Origin of the sequence: Terribacillus sp. FSL K6-0262 (genome assembly GCF_037977385.1) — a bacterium.
GTDB lineage: Bacteria > Bacillota > Bacilli > Bacillales > Amphibacillaceae > Terribacillus.
Map to the genome: position 1 here is coordinate 430,923 of NZ_CP150277.1, position 16,275 is coordinate 447,197.

At 47.1% G+C, this 16,275-nt stretch carries 16 protein-coding genes; 6 read left to right on the forward strand and 10 right to left on the reverse strand.

The features are described 5' to 3' along the window. Positions 1 to 2: 2 nt before the first annotated feature. Genes MHI54_RS02180 through surE form a run of 4 tightly spaced genes read right to left on the reverse strand, consistent with a single transcriptional unit; the run spans position 3 to position 4,619 of the window. Positions 3 to 1,076: an ABC transporter ATP-binding protein gene (locus tag MHI54_RS02180; protein ID WP_198946014.1), complete on the reverse strand. Its 1,074-nt coding sequence runs from the start codon at positions 1,074 to 1,076 to the stop codon at positions 3 to 5. Further along, complete coding sequence (locus MHI54_RS02185) at positions 1,073 to 2,779, reverse strand: iron ABC transporter permease (protein ID WP_340082208.1); 1,707 nt, start codon at positions 2,777 to 2,779, stop codon at positions 1,073 to 1,075. The genes MHI54_RS02180 and MHI54_RS02185 overlap by 4 nt, the downstream gene beginning before the upstream one ends. A gap of 18 nt (positions 2,780 to 2,797) precedes the next feature. Then, positions 2,798 to 3,817: an ABC transporter substrate-binding protein gene (locus MHI54_RS02190; RefSeq protein ID WP_340082209.1), complete on the reverse strand. Its 1,020-nt coding sequence runs from the start codon at positions 3,815 to 3,817 to the stop codon at positions 2,798 to 2,800. Between the two features lie 13 nt (positions 3,818 to 3,830). Further along, positions 3,831 to 4,619, reverse strand: a complete 789-nt coding sequence (gene surE / locus MHI54_RS02195; protein ID WP_095214485.1) for a 5'/3'-nucleotidase SurE — start codon at positions 4,617 to 4,619, stop codon at positions 3,831 to 3,833. Between the two features lie 534 nt (positions 4,620 to 5,153). On the opposite strand from surE, the gene MHI54_RS02200 reads away from it, so the two are divergent. Then, positions 5,154 to 5,342 carry a hypothetical protein gene (locus MHI54_RS02200; RefSeq protein WP_095214484.1) on the forward strand — a complete coding sequence of 63 codons (189 nt, stop codon included), beginning with the start codon at positions 5,154 to 5,156 and terminating at the stop codon, positions 5,340 to 5,342. 15 nt (positions 5,343 to 5,357) lie between these two features. Here MHI54_RS02200 and MHI54_RS02205 read toward each other — a convergent pair whose 3' ends face one another. The 4 genes from MHI54_RS02205 to solA all read right to left on the reverse strand — a co-directional run bounded on the left by MHI54_RS02205 (position 5,358) and on the right by solA (position 9,408). Further along, positions 5,358 to 6,131, reverse strand: a complete 774-nt coding sequence (locus tag MHI54_RS02205; protein WP_340082210.1) for a nucleotidyltransferase domain-containing protein — start codon at positions 6,129 to 6,131, stop codon at positions 5,358 to 5,360. A gap of 91 nt (positions 6,132 to 6,222) precedes the next feature. Continuing rightward, positions 6,223 to 7,686: a peptidoglycan DD-metalloendopeptidase family protein gene (locus MHI54_RS02210; protein WP_340082211.1), complete on the reverse strand. Its 1,464-nt coding sequence runs from the start codon at positions 7,684 to 7,686 to the stop codon at positions 6,223 to 6,225. Between the two features lie 218 nt (positions 7,687 to 7,904). Continuing rightward, positions 7,905 to 8,075, reverse strand: a complete 171-nt coding sequence (locus tag MHI54_RS02215) for a hypothetical protein (RefSeq protein WP_158221451.1) — start codon at positions 8,073 to 8,075, stop codon at positions 7,905 to 7,907. 214 nt (positions 8,076 to 8,289) lie between these two features. After that, the gene (gene solA, locus MHI54_RS02220; protein WP_095214482.1) at positions 8,290 to 9,408 is read right to left on the reverse strand and encodes an N-methyl-L-tryptophan oxidase; all 1,119 of its coding nucleotides are present in this window, start codon (positions 9,406 to 9,408) and stop codon (positions 8,290 to 8,292) included. Positions 9,409 to 9,602: 194 nt separating this feature from the next. Here solA and MHI54_RS02225 point away from each other — a divergent pair, with 194 nt between their 5' ends. The 3 genes from MHI54_RS02225 to MHI54_RS02235 all read left to right on the forward strand — a co-directional run bounded on the left by MHI54_RS02225 (position 9,603) and on the right by MHI54_RS02235 (position 10,621). Further along, positions 9,603 to 9,743 carry a hypothetical protein gene (locus MHI54_RS02225; protein ID WP_158221450.1) on the forward strand — a complete coding sequence of 47 codons (141 nt, stop codon included), beginning with the start codon at positions 9,603 to 9,605 and terminating at the stop codon, positions 9,741 to 9,743. Positions 9,744 to 9,852: 109 nt separating this feature from the next. Beyond that, positions 9,853 to 10,134: a hypothetical protein gene (locus tag MHI54_RS02230; RefSeq protein WP_095214481.1), complete on the forward strand. Its 282-nt coding sequence runs from the start codon at positions 9,853 to 9,855 to the stop codon at positions 10,132 to 10,134. Between the two features lie 100 nt (positions 10,135 to 10,234). Then, positions 10,235 to 10,621 (forward strand): hypothetical protein, encoded by a 387-nt coding sequence (locus tag MHI54_RS02235; RefSeq protein WP_095214480.1) that lies wholly within the window; start codon positions 10,235 to 10,237, stop codon positions 10,619 to 10,621. Between the two features lie 31 nt (positions 10,622 to 10,652). Here MHI54_RS02235 and MHI54_RS02240 read toward each other — a convergent pair whose 3' ends face one another. After that, positions 10,653 to 11,306 carry a reverse transcriptase-like protein gene (locus MHI54_RS02240; RefSeq protein WP_340082212.1) on the reverse strand — a complete coding sequence of 218 codons (654 nt, stop codon included), beginning with the start codon at positions 11,304 to 11,306 and terminating at the stop codon, positions 10,653 to 10,655. Between the two features lie 159 nt (positions 11,307 to 11,465). On the opposite strand from MHI54_RS02240, the gene guaC reads away from it, so the two are divergent. Both guaC and MHI54_RS02250 read left to right on the forward strand, forming a co-directional pair. Further along, positions 11,466 to 12,449, forward strand: coding sequence for a GMP reductase (gene guaC / locus MHI54_RS02245; RefSeq protein WP_095214478.1), 984 nt, complete (start codon positions 11,466 to 11,468; stop codon positions 12,447 to 12,449). Positions 12,450 to 12,603: 154 nt separating this feature from the next. Continuing rightward, positions 12,604 to 12,921 (forward strand): antibiotic biosynthesis monooxygenase, encoded by a 318-nt coding sequence (locus MHI54_RS02250; RefSeq protein ID WP_095214477.1) that lies wholly within the window; start codon positions 12,604 to 12,606, stop codon positions 12,919 to 12,921. A 294-nt stretch (positions 12,922 to 13,215) separates the two neighbouring features. Here the strand turns inward: MHI54_RS02250 and MHI54_RS02255 are convergent, their stop codons facing one another. After that, positions 13,216 to 16,260: a glycoside hydrolase family 2 TIM barrel-domain containing protein gene (locus MHI54_RS02255; RefSeq protein WP_340082213.1), complete on the reverse strand. Its 3,045-nt coding sequence runs from the start codon at positions 16,258 to 16,260 to the stop codon at positions 13,216 to 13,218. Positions 16,261 to 16,275 lie beyond the last annotated feature (15 nt).

Sequence of the window (16,275 nt, forward strand, 5' to 3'; positions counted from 1 at the left end):
TGTCAACGCAGGAGTATTTTTTCGCGGGAATCTGCCGGCACCATTCCTTTGACCTGTAAAGTCAGCGTATCTCCCTCATTCCATTCCGGAACGGATATAGGAAGCGATGCTTGATATTCCCTGCCGTTTACACGGATCACGTAATGTCTTTCGGTTCCTTGGAACTGACTGATCATTATTTCCCCCTTCAATCCTTCTGCCTCAGCCGGCAGCAGCTGCCATTCTTCAGGTCTGACTGGGTAAAGCTGCTGCTGTTTCAATTGTTCCGAAACACCATTATCCTGCCAGCGATAGGTACTGCCTTGAGGAATGAAGTGATTGCCTTCCCATGTTCCCTCCACTAAATTTGCCTTGCCGACAAATGTAGCCACAAACGGTGTTTCCGGATGCTGATATATCTCTTCCGGCGCAGCTGCCTGCTCGATCCGTCCACGCTGCATGACAAGCACCCGATCAGCCATCGCCAGCGCTTCTCCTTGATCGTGGGTGACATAAATGATGGTGGCACCAAGCTTTTTATGTATCTGCTTGATTTCCTTGCGCATGCTGATACGTAATTCTGCATCCAAGGCACTGAGCGGTTCATCCATGAGCAGAATGTCTGGTTCCGGCGCAATCGCCCGTGCCAGGGCAACGCGCTGCTGCTGGCCTCCCGACAAAGCTGCCGGGTATCTCTTCCTGAATGACTCCATCCCGACAAGCCGCAAAACCTCCGTCACCCTGTCAGCTTGCTCCTTGGCTGTGCGTTTCTTGGAAAATCGATGATTTTTCAATGCGAATCGGATATGCTCTTCGACTGTCATATGCGGCCAAAGCGCAAAGGATTGGAAGACCATGCCTATATTTCTGTTTTCAGGCTTGCTATAGTACTTGGAGTTGGCTACTTCTGTTTCGTCGAATCGAATCGTTCCTGCCGTGGGCTGCATAAAGCCGGCAAGCAATCGAAGCAAAGTCGTCTTGCCGCAGCCAGAAGGACCAAGTATTGCAAGGAATTCTCCATCTTGGATCGTCAAATCGATCTGGCTTAAAGCAGCGGTTTTGCCATAGTGCTTTTCTAATCCCTGCAATTTGATCACATTGATCTCCCCCTTTGCTTCCATTTACGCTGCATAACGAGATAAGCGATGCCGCCAATCAGGATCGCCAACACGATCAATGATGAAAATGCCGTCGAATAAGTACTGTAACCTGCTTGCTCGAAACTGAAGATGATCACACCCACTGTTTCGGCACCGCTGGACCAAAGCATGCTGGAAACGGTGAGCTCCGTCAGTGATGTAAGGAAAACGAGTAAGGCACCGCTAAGGACACCCGGCAGGATCAAAGGCAGGACAATTTGCCTCCATCTCGCAAAAAAGTCCGCGCCGTTTGTCCTGGCTGCTTCCTCCATCCGTGCATCCAGCTGGCTGAAGGCTGTATAGCTGCCGCGGAATTGCAGGACAAAGAAGCGAGTGATATAGGCAATCAATAGGATGGCAGGTGTTCCATATACACCTGGATACCATCCTGGCAAGGGCTGCATCCACATCAAAATGATGCATAGCGCCAATACGGTACCAGGAAGCGCATAAGGCATCGTAATGATTGCTTCCATCACTTTCGGCAATCTGCCCTGCTTATGAGAACGGTAATAAGCGAACAATGTTCCGAAAAGCAAGCAGATGACAGCCGTTATGAATCCAAGAAGCAAGCTGTTGCTTAAGGAGCGGAGCACTTTTTCATCTTCGAAAAGGATATAGCGGTAATTTCCCAGGGAAAGATTCTGCCAGGTCAAATCAACACCGTATGCCTGAACCAGACTGACCGCAGCCATTGCCAAAAAAGGCACCAGGCTGGTGCCCAAAAGAAAGATCCACAGCACCGTTTGCATCAGTTTCCGCCCGAATGGCTTAAGCTGGGTGCGGGGCTCATAGTCTGGCACAGTCGTTTCCGTGACTTTGCTCCTCCGCAGGAACCACACTTGGATCAAAGTGGCGGCTATCGCAACGATACCAAGCAGCACGGAAAGTACTGCAGCCCGACTGAAGGCACTCGGTCCATATCCGATGACCTGCTCATAAATATAAGTACTGAGTACACGTATATTAGCCGGGATACCGAGGATGGCAGGCACCCCGAAGTTATCCAGATTGGAAAGGCACGCAAGCAATCCCCCGCTGCATATCCCCGGCAGAGCCATCGGCAGGATCACTTTCCTCCAGCAGGTCAAGCGTGAAGCTCCCGAAACAAAAGCTGCAAGCTCTGCCTCACGGGGGATTCTGCGAAACACTTGCACTGTCATCAAATAAACAAGCGGATAATGCGAAATCCCAAGTACGAATATAATGCCCCCGGGACTGTATAAATCAGGTATCAGCCAATCCGGCAGACCCCCAAGCGGGCCTGAACTGCCGAAAAACTGCACCCAAGCCAGCGTCGTGATATAAGATGGGATGATGAAGGGCAAATAGATGAACAGCTGCATCAGCGACTTGCCCTGCACATCCGTATATGCCATCACTGCAGCCATCGCGATCCCAAGAAACATCGATATAGCAGTGCTGCCAGCGACGATATAAATTGTATTCCAAAGCGTTTTCCATGTAACGGACTCCTGGAGCACTTCAGAATAAGCACTGACCGAAAGACTTTCTGCCGAGGTGAAACTCATCAAGGCGAGCCGTATGATCGGCAGCAGGAAAAAGAAGAAGAGAATCAGCATCCCGATCAGAGCAGGGAACCCGCGGAAAGCGGTATGACCGCCTCCTTCCAGCAGCCTTGATTTCATCGTCAGTTGCATGGGTGGCCCTCCTTTTGCTTATTTGCCGAAAAGATCCTCGAACTGCTGCTTGTCTTTATTGCGGGACGTATACAATGCTTCCGTATCCGCCTGCAATACTGTCATCTCGTCGTAAGTCTTCAATCCCTCAGGGGCATCGATTCCTTCCCTGATCGGGGTATATCCCAATTCTGCCGCCAGTTCCTGGCCTTCCTCGGATAAGACATAATCAACAAATGCCTTGGCCGCTGCAGCATTATCCGTATCCTTGGTAATCCCGATCGGTTCGGTGATGACAGGAACACCTTCTTCCGGGTAAACAAGCTCGACTGGAGATCCGTCGGCTTTGGCCCTGGCAACGAGATAGTCGACGATGACGCCATATCGTTTCTCACCGGAAGCAACCGATTTCAACACATCCCCATTCCCTTTTACAACTGCTGTTCCTTGTTCCTTCAATTGCTCGTAGAATCCCCAGCCGAAGTCATCCTGTCTTGTCAAAACACCCAGATTGTAAGCCGCAGCACCGGAATAAAGCGGACTGGGCATGACGATTTCCCCTTTTGCATCAGCTTCTGTCAACGCACCCCAGCCAGTGGGGACATCACCGGACTCTGTATTGGCGACAATACCCGTCGCCATGATTTTCGTACCTGTATAATAGTGATCTTTATCCTCGAATTCATCCGGTACTCCAGCCAATTCCCCCGACTCATATGCCTGCAGCATATCTTGCTCCTTCAAATCTTCAAAGGTCACACTATCTGCCACGAGCAGGACATCCGCCTGTACATCCCCTGCCATCTTCTCGGCATTCAGCTTGGAAATCACTTCTTCCGTACCGGAACGATACGTTTCCACTTCCACTTCCGGATAGCGTTTTTCAAAGCCCTCCACCAATTTCTGTGCATCCGCATCAGGCTGGGATGTGTAGAAACTGAGTGTGCCGGCGATTTCTCCATCCGAAGCCCCTGCAGAGCTTCCAGCGTCCTCTTGGCCGCATGCTGTCAGTGCAAGCAATACAGTTCCCATAAAACCAGCCATCCATTTTCTTTTCATCCCAATCTCTCCTTTATTCCGATGTATTCGTCTCCATGGACTTGAACCAGCGTTCCACTTGCTCCTGTTTCCGCTTATAATGCGTTCGCAATTCAATCGGTGAAACAGTTATGTATCCTTCTTTCAATAAAAGATAATCGCTTGTCGGATGGAAGGTCGCTAGCTCTTGCAGCTGATCCTTCAGCCAATAATATACTTCCCCATGCGGATCATGCAGACCGACGAAACGATACCTCGAAACACTCATGTCCATCGGAATCACTTGAATTCCTTTGAATTGGCGCTTGTCGATATTCGGCAGATTGACATTCAAAAAGCCGACCGATTTCGCCCGATGCTGAAGCATCACCTCAGCAACCTGATAAAATAGCGTCTTGACTTTGGAATAGTTCACATGTTTCAAAGAGCCGCTATTGAGGCTGACGGAAGCAGCCGGAATATTATATAGGGATGCTTCCACTGCAGCAGCCATTGTACCGGAGTGATAAATATCCCGCCCCAGATTCGGACCAGCGTTTATTCCCGAGAAAAGGAAATCCGGTTTCTCCGGCAGCAGCACCTCCATCCCAAGCTTGACGCAATCAGCCGGGCTCCCATTCAAGCTCCAAGCGCCTGCCACTCCCGGAAAATGGAACATTTCCTTGACTCGGACAGGCTGTCGGGCCGTGATGCTGTGATTGACTGTACCGAATTCCTGATCCGGGCATACAACATAGACTTCTCCGAAATGCTGCAATGTCTCGATCATTGCCTCGACACCCGGAGAGAAAATACCATCTTCATTGGTAACCATGATCTTCATGTGATACCCCCTTTGCTTTGAGCGACAGCAGCTATGCAGTTCCCCACTGCGATATGCACTGCCAATTCCTGATGCTCAAACCATGCTGTCATTGACGAAAATTGATGAACCCTCACAGCATTACTCCTTTCATTTGTTCGTATATTGTTAACTTTACAAGCTATTTGTGAAGCTGGTGTTTAAAGAAATGTGAAGATATGTTTAATTGTTGTAAAAAGTTAGATTATTACAGAATAAAATGCAATAGCTGCCAGATTCCTATTCTTTCACAAATTAATAATTCTTTATGTAAATAATTTACAATTTTCATATAATTGTAGAATAGCAAAAAAACATTCCTTCAAATGAAGAAATGTCCAGGAATGAAGATGACTTTATACCCAATACAACCAATACATCTTTGTTAAAAATGCAGATTATACTAAAATTCCACAAAAACTTAATAGTATATTCGATATATTCTGTATACATCCGCCATAACTTATGCGAAAATAGAATCAGAAATACAATTTTAATAGGTCAGGAGTGTGTTCGATGCTCTATAAAATTGTCCGAGAAGCAAACGGAACCAAAACCTACCTAAAACATTCCAATTCTACTTCAGATATGCTGTTCCGCAACGAAAAGGAAGCGACATATCTGATGAAGAAGCTTAATGCACAGACGAAAAGTGAAATCCGATGGTCAGTCCAAGCTTGTATAGATCAGAAGCCATATCCTTGATGGATATGGCTTCTTTTACGTGTTAAGTCCCTCTGTCAGCAGCTTTTGAAACAGCCTGTAAATCATCTCCCTCTCTTTTCCCTTTACATGCTCCTCCAAGAAATAACGTTCTCTTTCAAGCAGCAGGAGGATAGCTGCTGCTGCCTTGGAATGATCTGCTGGCGTCATATTTTCCAAAATGTCGGAAAACACGCGAAATACCAGTGGCGGCAGAAGTTGTTCCGCCCTCTTCAATCCAAGCTGTGCTCGATCCGGGTAATGATGATGCAGCAGCATTCTTGCCAGCGGTTCCGTTACCTGATGCAGCATTGCAGCTGCCCATACACCATTGCCGCGAAGCGCCGCCTTGCGATACTGGAATAAAAACCATGTCAGGTCTATTACTTGATCGCCGTATTCCCGATCTGTCATGGTAAGTTTTTGTTCTGGTCTGTAAGGTTCCAGCAAGCTATCCGGATCGTAAAGAACCCGAAAATAATCGCTTTGCTTAAACGATTCTTCGGTGACCGTGAACAGGTCCACATGCAGCAGGTTATCGTACACGATGATCAGCTGCGGCGCGATGATGAATAACTCCTCGCTATACAGAACCTCCTTATACTGTGACAGCAGATGCAATCTCTTCGGGAGAAATCGATGTACATCCTTTTCGTCCACCAGACAATATAAATCGATATCTGAGTACGGGTCCTCTTCGCCCCGCCCGAATGATCCTTTCACAAATACAGCTTTCACCTCTTCCACATTTGCAAGGATACGTGTCAGCCCTTTCAATGCCGCTTGCTGCATCGAGGAACCCCCTTTTCCATATATTCCTATAACTTTACACCACTTAACAAAAAAATCCAACACCCTCGGGGTGTTGGATTTCTCGCTGCTTTTAATTCAAATATGGAATTGGATTCACTGCGTTCGATTTGCTTCCATTCCAAGGACCAGTATGCAATTCAAAATGAAGATGCTGTCCCTGAGACATACCTGTGTTACCCATCGTTCCGATCTGCTGACCTTGGGATACACGCTGACCCGAACTTACATGCATAGCTGTCAAATGCGCATATACGGTTGTATATGTTTTTCCGTCAATGGAATGTGTTACAAAGATTACATTACCATAACTGGAAGAATAATAGGCCCGTGACACCGTTCCGGAAGCTGCAGCCCAAATCGGCACATTGGATCCTCGTTTCGCAATATCGATTCCATAATGGAATGTACCCCATCTCGGACCAAAACCAGACGTGATGCTGCCCGGCGCCGGGGTGATGAAAGTACCATTGCCCGCAGGAGCCTGAGATGGCTGCTTCTCCTGCTGTGGAGTGACATCCGCCTGCGATTCCGCCGGAGCCGAAGCTGGCTTGGACACTTGCTGCGTGTCAGCTGCCTGCTTCTCGGCGGTTTCCTGCTTCGGCTCTTCTTTCGCTGCCTCTTCACTGGCAGAAGCTGCTGCTTTTTCCTGTGCGGCTTTCGCTGCTTCCTCCTCCGCCGCCATCCTGGCAGCTTCTTCCTGCTTCGCTTGCTCGGCACGCTGGCGTTCAGCTTCCCGGCGCGCTTCTTCCTCCGCCTTTTGTTTGTCGCGATAAGCAGCTTCAGCAGCGATTGCTTCTTCCTGGGCTGCAAGCAAGTCAGCCTCCTCGCTCAGACTGAGAAGCTCCTCGGAAGTCACATCATATTCCTTCATGACATCCGCAATAAGCTTGTCCTTCTCTTTCTGTTGGGCCGTCAAGGACTGCTTGGTCTCCTCCAGAATAACTGCCTGCTCCTCCACTCGTTCAAGCTTCGATTGGCGTTCTGATTTCTTGGATTCTATATCGTTCAAATCCTTCTGCTGCGCCTCCATCAATTCCTGGTCCGCTCCCATGATGGTACTGACAGCATCTACTCTATTCAGGAAATCCGAAAAACTCTTGGATTCCATGATGACATCCAAATAACTGATTTGGCCGCCGTTTTTCTGCAAGGAATGCATCCGCTCCTTCAGCAAAGCATGCCGTTCTTCGATACGGACCTCCAAGTCGGCAATCTCCGTTTTCAGCGTTTCGATATCCTTCTCCAATCCGGATATCTCTGATTCCGTATCGGCCAATTTCGTGTTCGTTTCACTGATTTCCCCATCGATTTTCTCCAGATCGGACCGAAGCTTTTCTGCAGCCGCCTGTAAATCATCCTGCTGCTCTGCTTTTTTAGATCGTTCCTTTTCGTTCTCCGATTTTTTCCGTTCGACTTCATCTCGCTGTTCATCCAAATCCTCATAGGCATATGCAACATTTCCTGATACCGGCAAGGCTAGTGCAGCAGATCCGATCACTGCAGCCAAACCGATATGCAGCCATTTTTTTCTCACTTCTGTTCCCCCTGTGAATCCATTATGATTGTTTATCCATAGCCCTGGTATGATTAATCTGTAATGAAATAGAAAATAAAGTAATCTCCGGAAACAGTATACTATACGAAAGTGTGACAAAACATTACAAAAATATTTCAATTAAGGTATCTATATCAAAAAATAGTACGCTTTTCTGTAGAAAAACAAAAAAGCATGCACAATTTTGTGCATGCTTTTCATAAAATAAATAATACGACGAATGACACGATATAAATGAATGCCAAAAGTATTGCCAAGATGGTGAAAGGCACTCGCATCTGCTTACTCTTTACAGCCCCAAAGATCAAGAGCCCGACAGTAAGCAAGGCAACCGCCATGATCAGAATCAAACGCACGCCTGCTGGCATGATACAGCATCTCCTTACAAATAATCTATTCCTTCATCATAAAACGTTATATTTCTTTATTATAACATGTCAAATCAGCAGCCCGCCTTGATTTATGTCCATTCTTTAACAAAACGGCTGCATATATACATTCTGCTATGTGATTTCTTCTGCATATCCAAAGATGACTGCTTTCACTGCCCAGCTTTCTCATCAGTACCTACTAGGGATCCTATCAGAACCTATCCAGGCGGAAAGGCTCCATATCCACTGTCAGCTCTTTCTCCATTGCCATCTCACTCAGTGCTTCGCCTGCGGCACTCGCGAACTTGAATCCATGACCTGAAAAACCGAGGGCGAACATGACTTCTTGATGTTCCGGATGATGATCGATGATGAAATCTTCATCAGGTGTCATGCTGTACATGCATGTTTTCCCTTCTCGCAGACGGAATGTGCCCCTGGCCATGAAACGGGATAGGAAGGCTAGCAGCTCTTCTGTATCTGCATCTTGGAAAGGTGATCCCTTTTTATCCGGGTGTATCGGCATGCCGGTATCATGCCGGCCGATTTTGAGTCCAGTTCCATCGATATCCGGAAATCCGTAATACGTCCCCATTTCTGTATCGAAGCTGAAACAAGGAAACTTGCTTTCCTGGAAAATAGCATCTGCATGCAGCCAAGCAAACGTTTTTCGGATGACTGTAATCGGCAGCTGCAGTCCAAGCTGCGATAGCACTTCTCCTCCCCACGCTCCTGCGGTCACGATCAGCTTCTTTGCCTTGTATGTAGTATCAGCCGTTGTCAGTGCGACAGTGCCTTTATTGATTTTTACTTCCCGTACTCGCTGCCCGCCCGCTAATACTGCCCCGTAAGATACAGCAAGCTCAGCATAGCCATTCAGGATCGTATCGGTCCGCAGATAACCTCCATCCTTCTCATAGGCTCCTATGTAATCATTTGGGATGGTCAATCCCGGCCAGCGCTTTTGCAGCTGTGCAGAAGTATGCTTTTCCACTTGCAAGGCATACTTATCTCCGCTCTTCAGGACATTTTGGATGAAAGGGCTCGACTCAGGCCCGCAGTTCAGTACTCCTGTCTCCACCAGGATTGTTCGCCCAATTTTCCCCTCCAAATCCTTCCACAATTCTTTGGAACGGAGCGCAAATGGTACATATGCTTCCCCTTCTCCATATGCATAACGAATGATCCTGGTTTCGCCATGGTGGCTGCCGTGGACATGGGGGGGATGATAGCTATCCACCATCAGCACCTTCTGTCCTTTTTTGGCCAGCTGATAACCTGCACTCAGCCCCATGGTTCCTGCACCCAGAATGATGACATCATATAACATCCGATCACCTCCATGATTCTGATAAACCAAGCATAAACAAAGAGGAGTTCGCGGACAAGCCATAGAAACATAATATTCCCGGTAAACAAGCTGCATTTTACCTAGTATAAAGGATGCAATTATGCGCCATCATACTGGAAGTGGTCACAAACCCGAGTAGTAGAGAAATCCTACAGGAGAGGAGGGCGGATAAAATGGATCACCAATTGGACAATGCAATCAAATATATTGATAAAACCCTGGCGGAAGGGCAGTTTGATCCTCTGATGCGCCTGGAAATGCTGGAAATGAAGCAGATGCTCGAACGAGCGGCAAATCAGGATAAAAGTCCCTAAAACGGCTCTATATCAATGTTTTATGCGTTCCTGACACTGGTTGAATTAACAGAAACTATCCATTATAGTTATTTCTGTCATTATTTTTCTAAGTCAGGAGCGATTATACATGGAACCTCAGCAAAGAGAAAATCAAACCAACAGCCAAATGAGAATCATGCAATGGGTATGGACATTGGTACTGACAGGGATTCCGATTGTCAATATCATCATGCTGATCATTTGGGCAGTTGACCGGACAAATCCGAGGAGAAATTATGCCATTGCCACATTCATTGTCATGGCCGCAATCATCGTCCTTTATTTCATCATCTTCATGATTGCCATGATCATCGGTGTCGCCTTGATTCCGGATACAGATCCAACCTATTCGGACACATACTATTATTGATGACTTGTCAGAAAGTTAGCAATTCTAACGCTAGCCTTCTAAAATCTCCGAAAATATCATATGATAGAGGTTGCAGACAATAATAGAGGAGTTTTTAGTCGTGACAGAACTTACGAAAACCGAAAGTCTGGATAAAATTCTTGCTGAGATGAATATGCGTTCCAAGAAGAAACGTGCACGCAAGAAATTCATCAAGCAGGCAATGCAGCAGCTGGCAACTGAAAATCAAACAGTAGCAGCTGATAAGCCAGCCGAAACTAAAGCAGCATATGCTTATGATAAGCTCCCTGTCGGATTCATGATCAAGACCGGTAAACAGCATTTCCCTGAGGAAGCTGTCTTCCGTTTCTACTACAATCAGAACCATCCGCAGGAGTATAAAAACAAAGAATTGCTGACAGAACGTTTCCAGACACTAGTGGAAGCAGCAACTGGTACAACCAAGACCAGTTTGATTGAAGCTATCAATCAACAGACTTCCAAATGAAAATGACCGCCCCGGCCTTTGCCTTGGGCGGTCATTTTTGTTTAGTGCTGTCGATTTCAATATCCTGCAAAGCCTGGCTTGCGAGCTGATCGGCTTCTTTGTTTTTCTTTCTGTCTACATGGACATATCGCACAGCATTCCCGAAATCTTTCACGATATCATCTATCTTATCCGCCCAATATTTCAAATCTTTTTCATAAATGGGCCACTCCCCGGCCATCTGATTGACGACAGTGAGGGAATCCATATATACCTCGATTTCCTGATTTTCCACTCCCATTTCATCCAATATACGCATGGCAAAATGCAATGCTGCATATTCTGCTTCATTGTTGGAATTCAGCTGCTCCATCACTTGATTGCGGCGGATCCGGAATTCATCCTGATTTTGTTCGTAGTTGATAACACACCCCAGCCCTGCTCTGCCAGTTCCTTTATCAAATCCTCCATCTGCATGAATCCGGACATGATGCGGCTCTGTCTCTAATTCCTTCATGTACTTCCTCAATTCTTTCATTGTCCATTCTGTCTCATATTGATCCATTACTTCCATTTCAGGTATCCTGCCGTTTTGCTGCATATCTTCCATAAGCAAGAGCACGATTCCGGGCGGCATATAATCCGATATGAATTCTGCTTCCGCACCCTTTGATGTCCGATATGTCATTTTCATACGAAGTTTCAATTTATCGTCACCTCTCCTATTATTCTACCCCATCTGCTTCATTTTTTATTTTTTTGGTTAAAAACCTTTGCTTTGTTTTCAGAATTATTGTATAGTACCAAAGGGCGAACGAAATGAAAGATAACATTAAAAATAATTCGTCTTTAGAGGGGTATAATCATGGAAAATGTATTTGATTACGAAGATATTCAACTAATTCCCGCAAAATGCGTAGTGAACAGCCGTTCAGAATGCGACACGACTGTCACACTTGGAAACCATACATTCCGTCTGCCGGTCGTACCGGCGAATATGCAGACGATCATTGATGAAAAAATTGCCGTTTACTTGGCAAAAAATAATTATTTTTATGTCATGCATCGCTTTGAACCCGAAACACGGGAAGCGTTCATCCGGACCATGCAGGAACAGAATCTGATTGCATCCATCAGTGTCGGCGTGAAAGAAGAAGAATATGATTTCATCGAGTCTCTGGCAAGCAAATCATTGGTGCCTGAATTCATCACGATCGATATTGCACATGGTCATTCCAATTCTGTGATCCGTATGATCCAGCATATCAAGAAACACCTGCCAGACAGCTTTGTCATTGCTGGGAATGTCGGGACACCGGAAGCTGTACGGGAGCTTGAGAATGCCGGCGCCGATGCCACGAAAGTAGGAATCGGACCTGGTAAGGTATGTATCACGAAAATCAAAACCGGCTTCGGGACCGGCGGCTGGCAGCTGGCAGCATTGCGCTGGTGTGCCAAAGCAGCAAGCAAACCGATCATCGCTGACGGCGGTATCCGCACACATGGCGACATCGCCAAATCGATCCGCTTTGGCGCATCGATGGTCATGATCGGCTCCTTGTTTGCCGGCCATGAAGAATCTCCTGGTGAAACAGTCGAAAAAGATGGCAAACTGTACAAAGAGTATTTCGGTTCTGCATCAGAGTTCCAAAAAGGCGAAAAACGCAATGTCGAAGGTAAGAAAATGTTCGTCGAGCATAAGGGATCCCTGCAGGATACATTGACTGAAATGGAACAGGATCTTCAGTCCTCCATTTCCTATGCTGGCGGTACAAAATTGGATGCAATCCGCAATGTTGATTATGTTGTCGTTAAAAACAGCATCTTCAACGGGGACAAAGTATATTGATCAAATGAAAGCTGTCGAGCGATCCTCGGCAGCTTTTTGTCGTCTTGAAGTCTGATCTCCTTTAAGCCCTCTACATTGATAATCATTCTCATTGACTGTCCCTCGAAATTCTGGTAGCGTTAAAGAGGAACAAGTTTGATGAGGAGGCAATCCTATGTTTGTCAATCAAGTTATTTTTGAAGGTGCAATCGACGCTAAAGATAAAATCATAAATAAAGTGAAGCATACGATGGAGGAGCTGACTGATGTAGCCGGCTTGCATTCTGCCGAGTGCTGGAACAAAGATACGAAAAAAAGTGATACAGTTGCCTATGCCATTGTGACGAAATGGGATAAGAAGGCGGATTTCGTGGCTTGGATTTCCCGTGAATCCCATGTGGCAGAGCATCGTGCCATGCGCAAAGAGAAAAAGGATCAAGCACCTGTCATGACAAAAACCTTGCTGCAATACGAAGAAGCTAGCTTCGCTTGATCAGAAAGAGGCTGGGACATAACTAATTTTCCAGTGCTTAAAACCGAATCTTATTCTTGAGCGCCGCTTCGGCAGGACACGCCGCTTTCCACGGGCACGGCCTCAGCCTCCTCGTGGAAAGGTCACCACTGCGGGGTCTTCAGCTCACGCTGTTCCCGTAGGAGTCTCCGTGTTCTCCCTACGCTAGGATAGATAACTAATCAAAAAACCGAACTTATGCAAATTTTCGTATGAAGATTTGCAATATAGTTCGGTTTTTATTTGGCTAAAACACTTTTGTCCCAGCCTCTTTCTTTATACTCTATTAATCGTAAAGACAAAACTGTGATCATCATCAGAAGACAGCCTATGTTCCGGGTGTACCGGCGCTCCCCAGCTATCATCTCCCCCCACGCCCATCTGCTTGCCGGATACAGTCAATACAGTGTAATGAATCGGCGGCAGCTCATAGGGATGATTTGCTTGTTCAATCTCCAAGGCAGTATACGGGGAAGCATTACATGTGAGCGGCAGATCATAAGCGCGCAGCACTGCCCCTCTTCCTTTTGCATCCGTGACTTTCAGCCACCGCACTCCAGTCCTGGTACCGGATTCCTGCGGCCGTACATATGCCGTACCGTTCGTATCGACCGTATTCTTGAATCGGATAAGTCTTGCTCCGTGATTCCTGTCTGCATAATTTTCTTCAGGCCCCTTCGCAAACCATTCCAGATTACGATAATCTGCAGAGGTGCGGAATGAGAGGGAAAAAGTTGGCAAATCAGGTAATCCTTCTGCTCCTTGACAGTTCGCTTTCACTCGGATGGCTCCATCAGGGAAAACCGAATATATGGTTTGAACCTGCAGTTTTTCCGCTATCGAAAAAGCATAGGTGAATGTCACATCGACTTGCTCCTCTAAAACATCCACCGCTATATCGGTACATCTTCTCGCCACACTTGCCGCGAGCCATACCCCTGCAGTATAGCTATGCTGATATCCGTCATCATTATCCGTACTGGCTCGCCAAAATGTCGGATAAGGGGGTGTCTCGATCAGTTCCTCCTCATCATAACAAAGTGATGTCATGCTCCCTGCCGCTCTCGAGAACTGGACACTGAAGCCATATCCATGCACCCCGATATTCACATCCCCTTCGACAACCCGGAGCTGACCTGCTGCTTTCGCAATGACAGGTGGTTTCTTTTCCCATACATATTGTCCGAATGCGACTTCGAATCCAGCTTCTGCCCACCTCGTGCTCTCACGTAATCTCATGCTGGCATCAATCGTATAGGTTCCCGGCTCTGCTATCACATCAGCAGGAATATCGAGGGGGAATTCCGCTTGCCCCCCAGCACTTACCGACTGATCGATTTTATCTTCATGACAAGCCACACCATCTCTTTTGACCGCCCAGACCAGATCATACGCAGCTGTATCAGCAAAGAGATTTTCGTTGCGCAGCACGATGCTTTTATCCTTCACATCCAGCTTGATGTTCTGATACAGATATTTGACTTCCTGCATTTTTGGGGAGAGCCTGCGGTCGGCAAACACGATGCCATCGGTACAGAAAATATAGTCTGTCGGTCTGTCATGGAAATCGCCGCCGAATGCAAGATACTCCTGCCCATACCGATTCTTCTTCCAGAGCGCTTGGTCGATATAATCCCAAATGAACCCGCCCTGGTACATCGGATATTGATTTTCCAGCTCCGTATATTTGTACATTCCGCCCAGTGAGTTGTTCATCGCATGTGTATATTCACAATTAATGAACGGCTTTTGCGGGTCCTTTTCCAAATACTCGATAATATCCGCTGCTTTTGCGTACATCCGGCTTTCCATGTCACTCGCTTCCTCGTATTCGCGTGCATGGAACACCCCCTCATAATGGACGAGCCTGCTGGGATCCTTTTCCCGGAAATAATTCGCCACATTGACGATCACCTCTCCTGCATATGATTCGTTCCCGCAGGACCATATCAAGATGGATGGGTGGTTTTTATCCCGTTCCAGCATCGAAATGGCGCGATCCATCACGATATCCTGCCACTGGGGCAGATTGCCCGGTATATTCCAGGATGGATCCACCTGACCGAGCTTTTGCCAGCTGCCATGTGTTTCAAGATTCATCTCATCAATGACATACAATCCATATTCATCACATAGTTCATACCAACGAGTCTGATTCGGGTAATGGGAAGTACGGACAGCATTGATATTATGCTGCTTCAGCGTCTTGATATCCCACAGCATATCCTCCTCGGTGACGGCGCGCCCAGTACGTGCATTGAATTCATGGCGATTGACACCTTTGAAAACGATTCTTTTGCCATTCAGGCACATCACTTTATCAATCAGCTCGAAGCGCCGGAAGCCGACGGACTGCGGGACGACCTCGACAAGCTGATCGTCCTCATTGAAGATTTTCAAATATAGTGTGTACAGATAGGGATCCTCTGCACTCCATAGCTGCGGCCGATCGACTTTGAACGTCACGACAGCCGTCTGCTCCTGGAATAGCCCTTCTGCTTCCTGCATCAAGCTGCCCTTTTTGTCATATAAACTGCCTATGATCCTTGCCCTTGCCGGGATTGTCTCTTGGAAGAGCATTGCAGCCTTCAAAGAACCTTTGCTGTACGTATCATCCAACCTCGCTTGAACGGATAAATCAAACACATGCAGCTGGGGCGTCGTGTACAGATACACATCGCGGAAGATACCGGAAAAGCGCCAGAAATCTTGATCCTCCAGCCAAGCGCCCGTGCTGCGCTGGTACACCTCGACAGCCAGTTTGTTTTCCCCAGGCTGAAGGTAATCCGTCAGTTCAAAGTCGGCCGGTGTGAAAGAATCCTCGCTATAGCCGACAAACCTGCCATTCAGCCATACATAGAAAGCAGACTCCACGCCTTGAAACGATATATACAAGGGCATATTTTCCATCTGTCTGGGAACGGTGAAATGCCGAACATAGCTGCCGACAGGATTATCTTCCTCAGGAATCTGCGGCGGCCGGATATCGTGCACACCATCCCAAGGGTACATCGTGTTCACGTACTGCGGTGTCCCATACCCTTCCAGCTGGATATGAGCTGGAACCGAGATGGAATCCCAATAGCTGCAATCGAAATCTGCTTTGAAAAAATCAGCCGGCCTGGCGTTGGGATTCTTGGCATAATGAAACTTCCATTTCCCATTCAGGCTTTGACGCCATGGCATGCTTCCTTTTGCTTCCGCCTGCTCCAGCGTTTCGTAGTAAACATGGTCCGAATGTGCCAGAACGCGATTCACGGCGAACACACTAGGATCGTTAAGCCAATCCAAACTTGGGGTGATACCCGTATTGATTGTCATACCCTCTTCCTCCCT

What these genes read in the sequence shown, in the direction of transcription:
- MHI54_RS02225 (WP_158221450.1), top strand. Translation starts at nt 9,603, where the DNA reads ATGGATCACCAATTGGACAATGCAATCAAATATATTGATAAAACCCTG.
- MHI54_RS02185 (WP_340082208.1), bottom strand. Translation starts at nt 2,779, where the DNA reads ATGCAACTGACGATGAAATCAAGGCTGCTGGAAGGAGGCGGTCATACC.
- solA (WP_095214482.1), bottom strand. Translation starts at nt 9,408, where the DNA reads ATGTTATATGATGTCATCATTCTGGGTGCAGGAACCATGGGGCTGAGT.
- MHI54_RS02255 (WP_340082213.1), bottom strand. Translation starts at nt 16,260, where the DNA reads ATGACAATCAATACGGGTATCACCCCAAGTTTGGATTGGCTTAACGAT.
- MHI54_RS02230 (WP_095214481.1), top strand. Translation starts at nt 9,853, where the DNA reads ATGGAACCTCAGCAAAGAGAAAATCAAACCAACAGCCAAATGAGAATC.
- MHI54_RS02200 (WP_095214484.1), top strand. Translation starts at nt 5,154, where the DNA reads ATGCTCTATAAAATTGTCCGAGAAGCAAACGGAACCAAAACCTACCTA.
- surE (WP_095214485.1), bottom strand. Translation starts at nt 4,619, where the DNA reads ATGAAGATCATGGTTACCAATGAAGATGGTATTTTCTCTCCGGGTGTC.
- guaC (WP_095214478.1), top strand. Translation starts at nt 11,466, where the DNA reads ATGGAAAATGTATTTGATTACGAAGATATTCAACTAATTCCCGCAAAA.
- MHI54_RS02250 (WP_095214477.1), top strand. Translation starts at nt 12,604, where the DNA reads ATGTTTGTCAATCAAGTTATTTTTGAAGGTGCAATCGACGCTAAAGAT.
- MHI54_RS02205 (WP_340082210.1), bottom strand. Translation starts at nt 6,131, where the DNA reads ATGCAGCAAGCGGCATTGAAAGGGCTGACACGTATCCTTGCAAATGTG.
- MHI54_RS02190 (WP_340082209.1), bottom strand. Translation starts at nt 3,817, where the DNA reads ATGAAAAGAAAATGGATGGCTGGTTTTATGGGAACTGTATTGCTTGCA.
- MHI54_RS02215 (WP_158221451.1), bottom strand. Translation starts at nt 8,075, where the DNA reads ATGCCAGCAGGCGTGCGTTTGATTCTGATCATGGCGGTTGCCTTGCTT.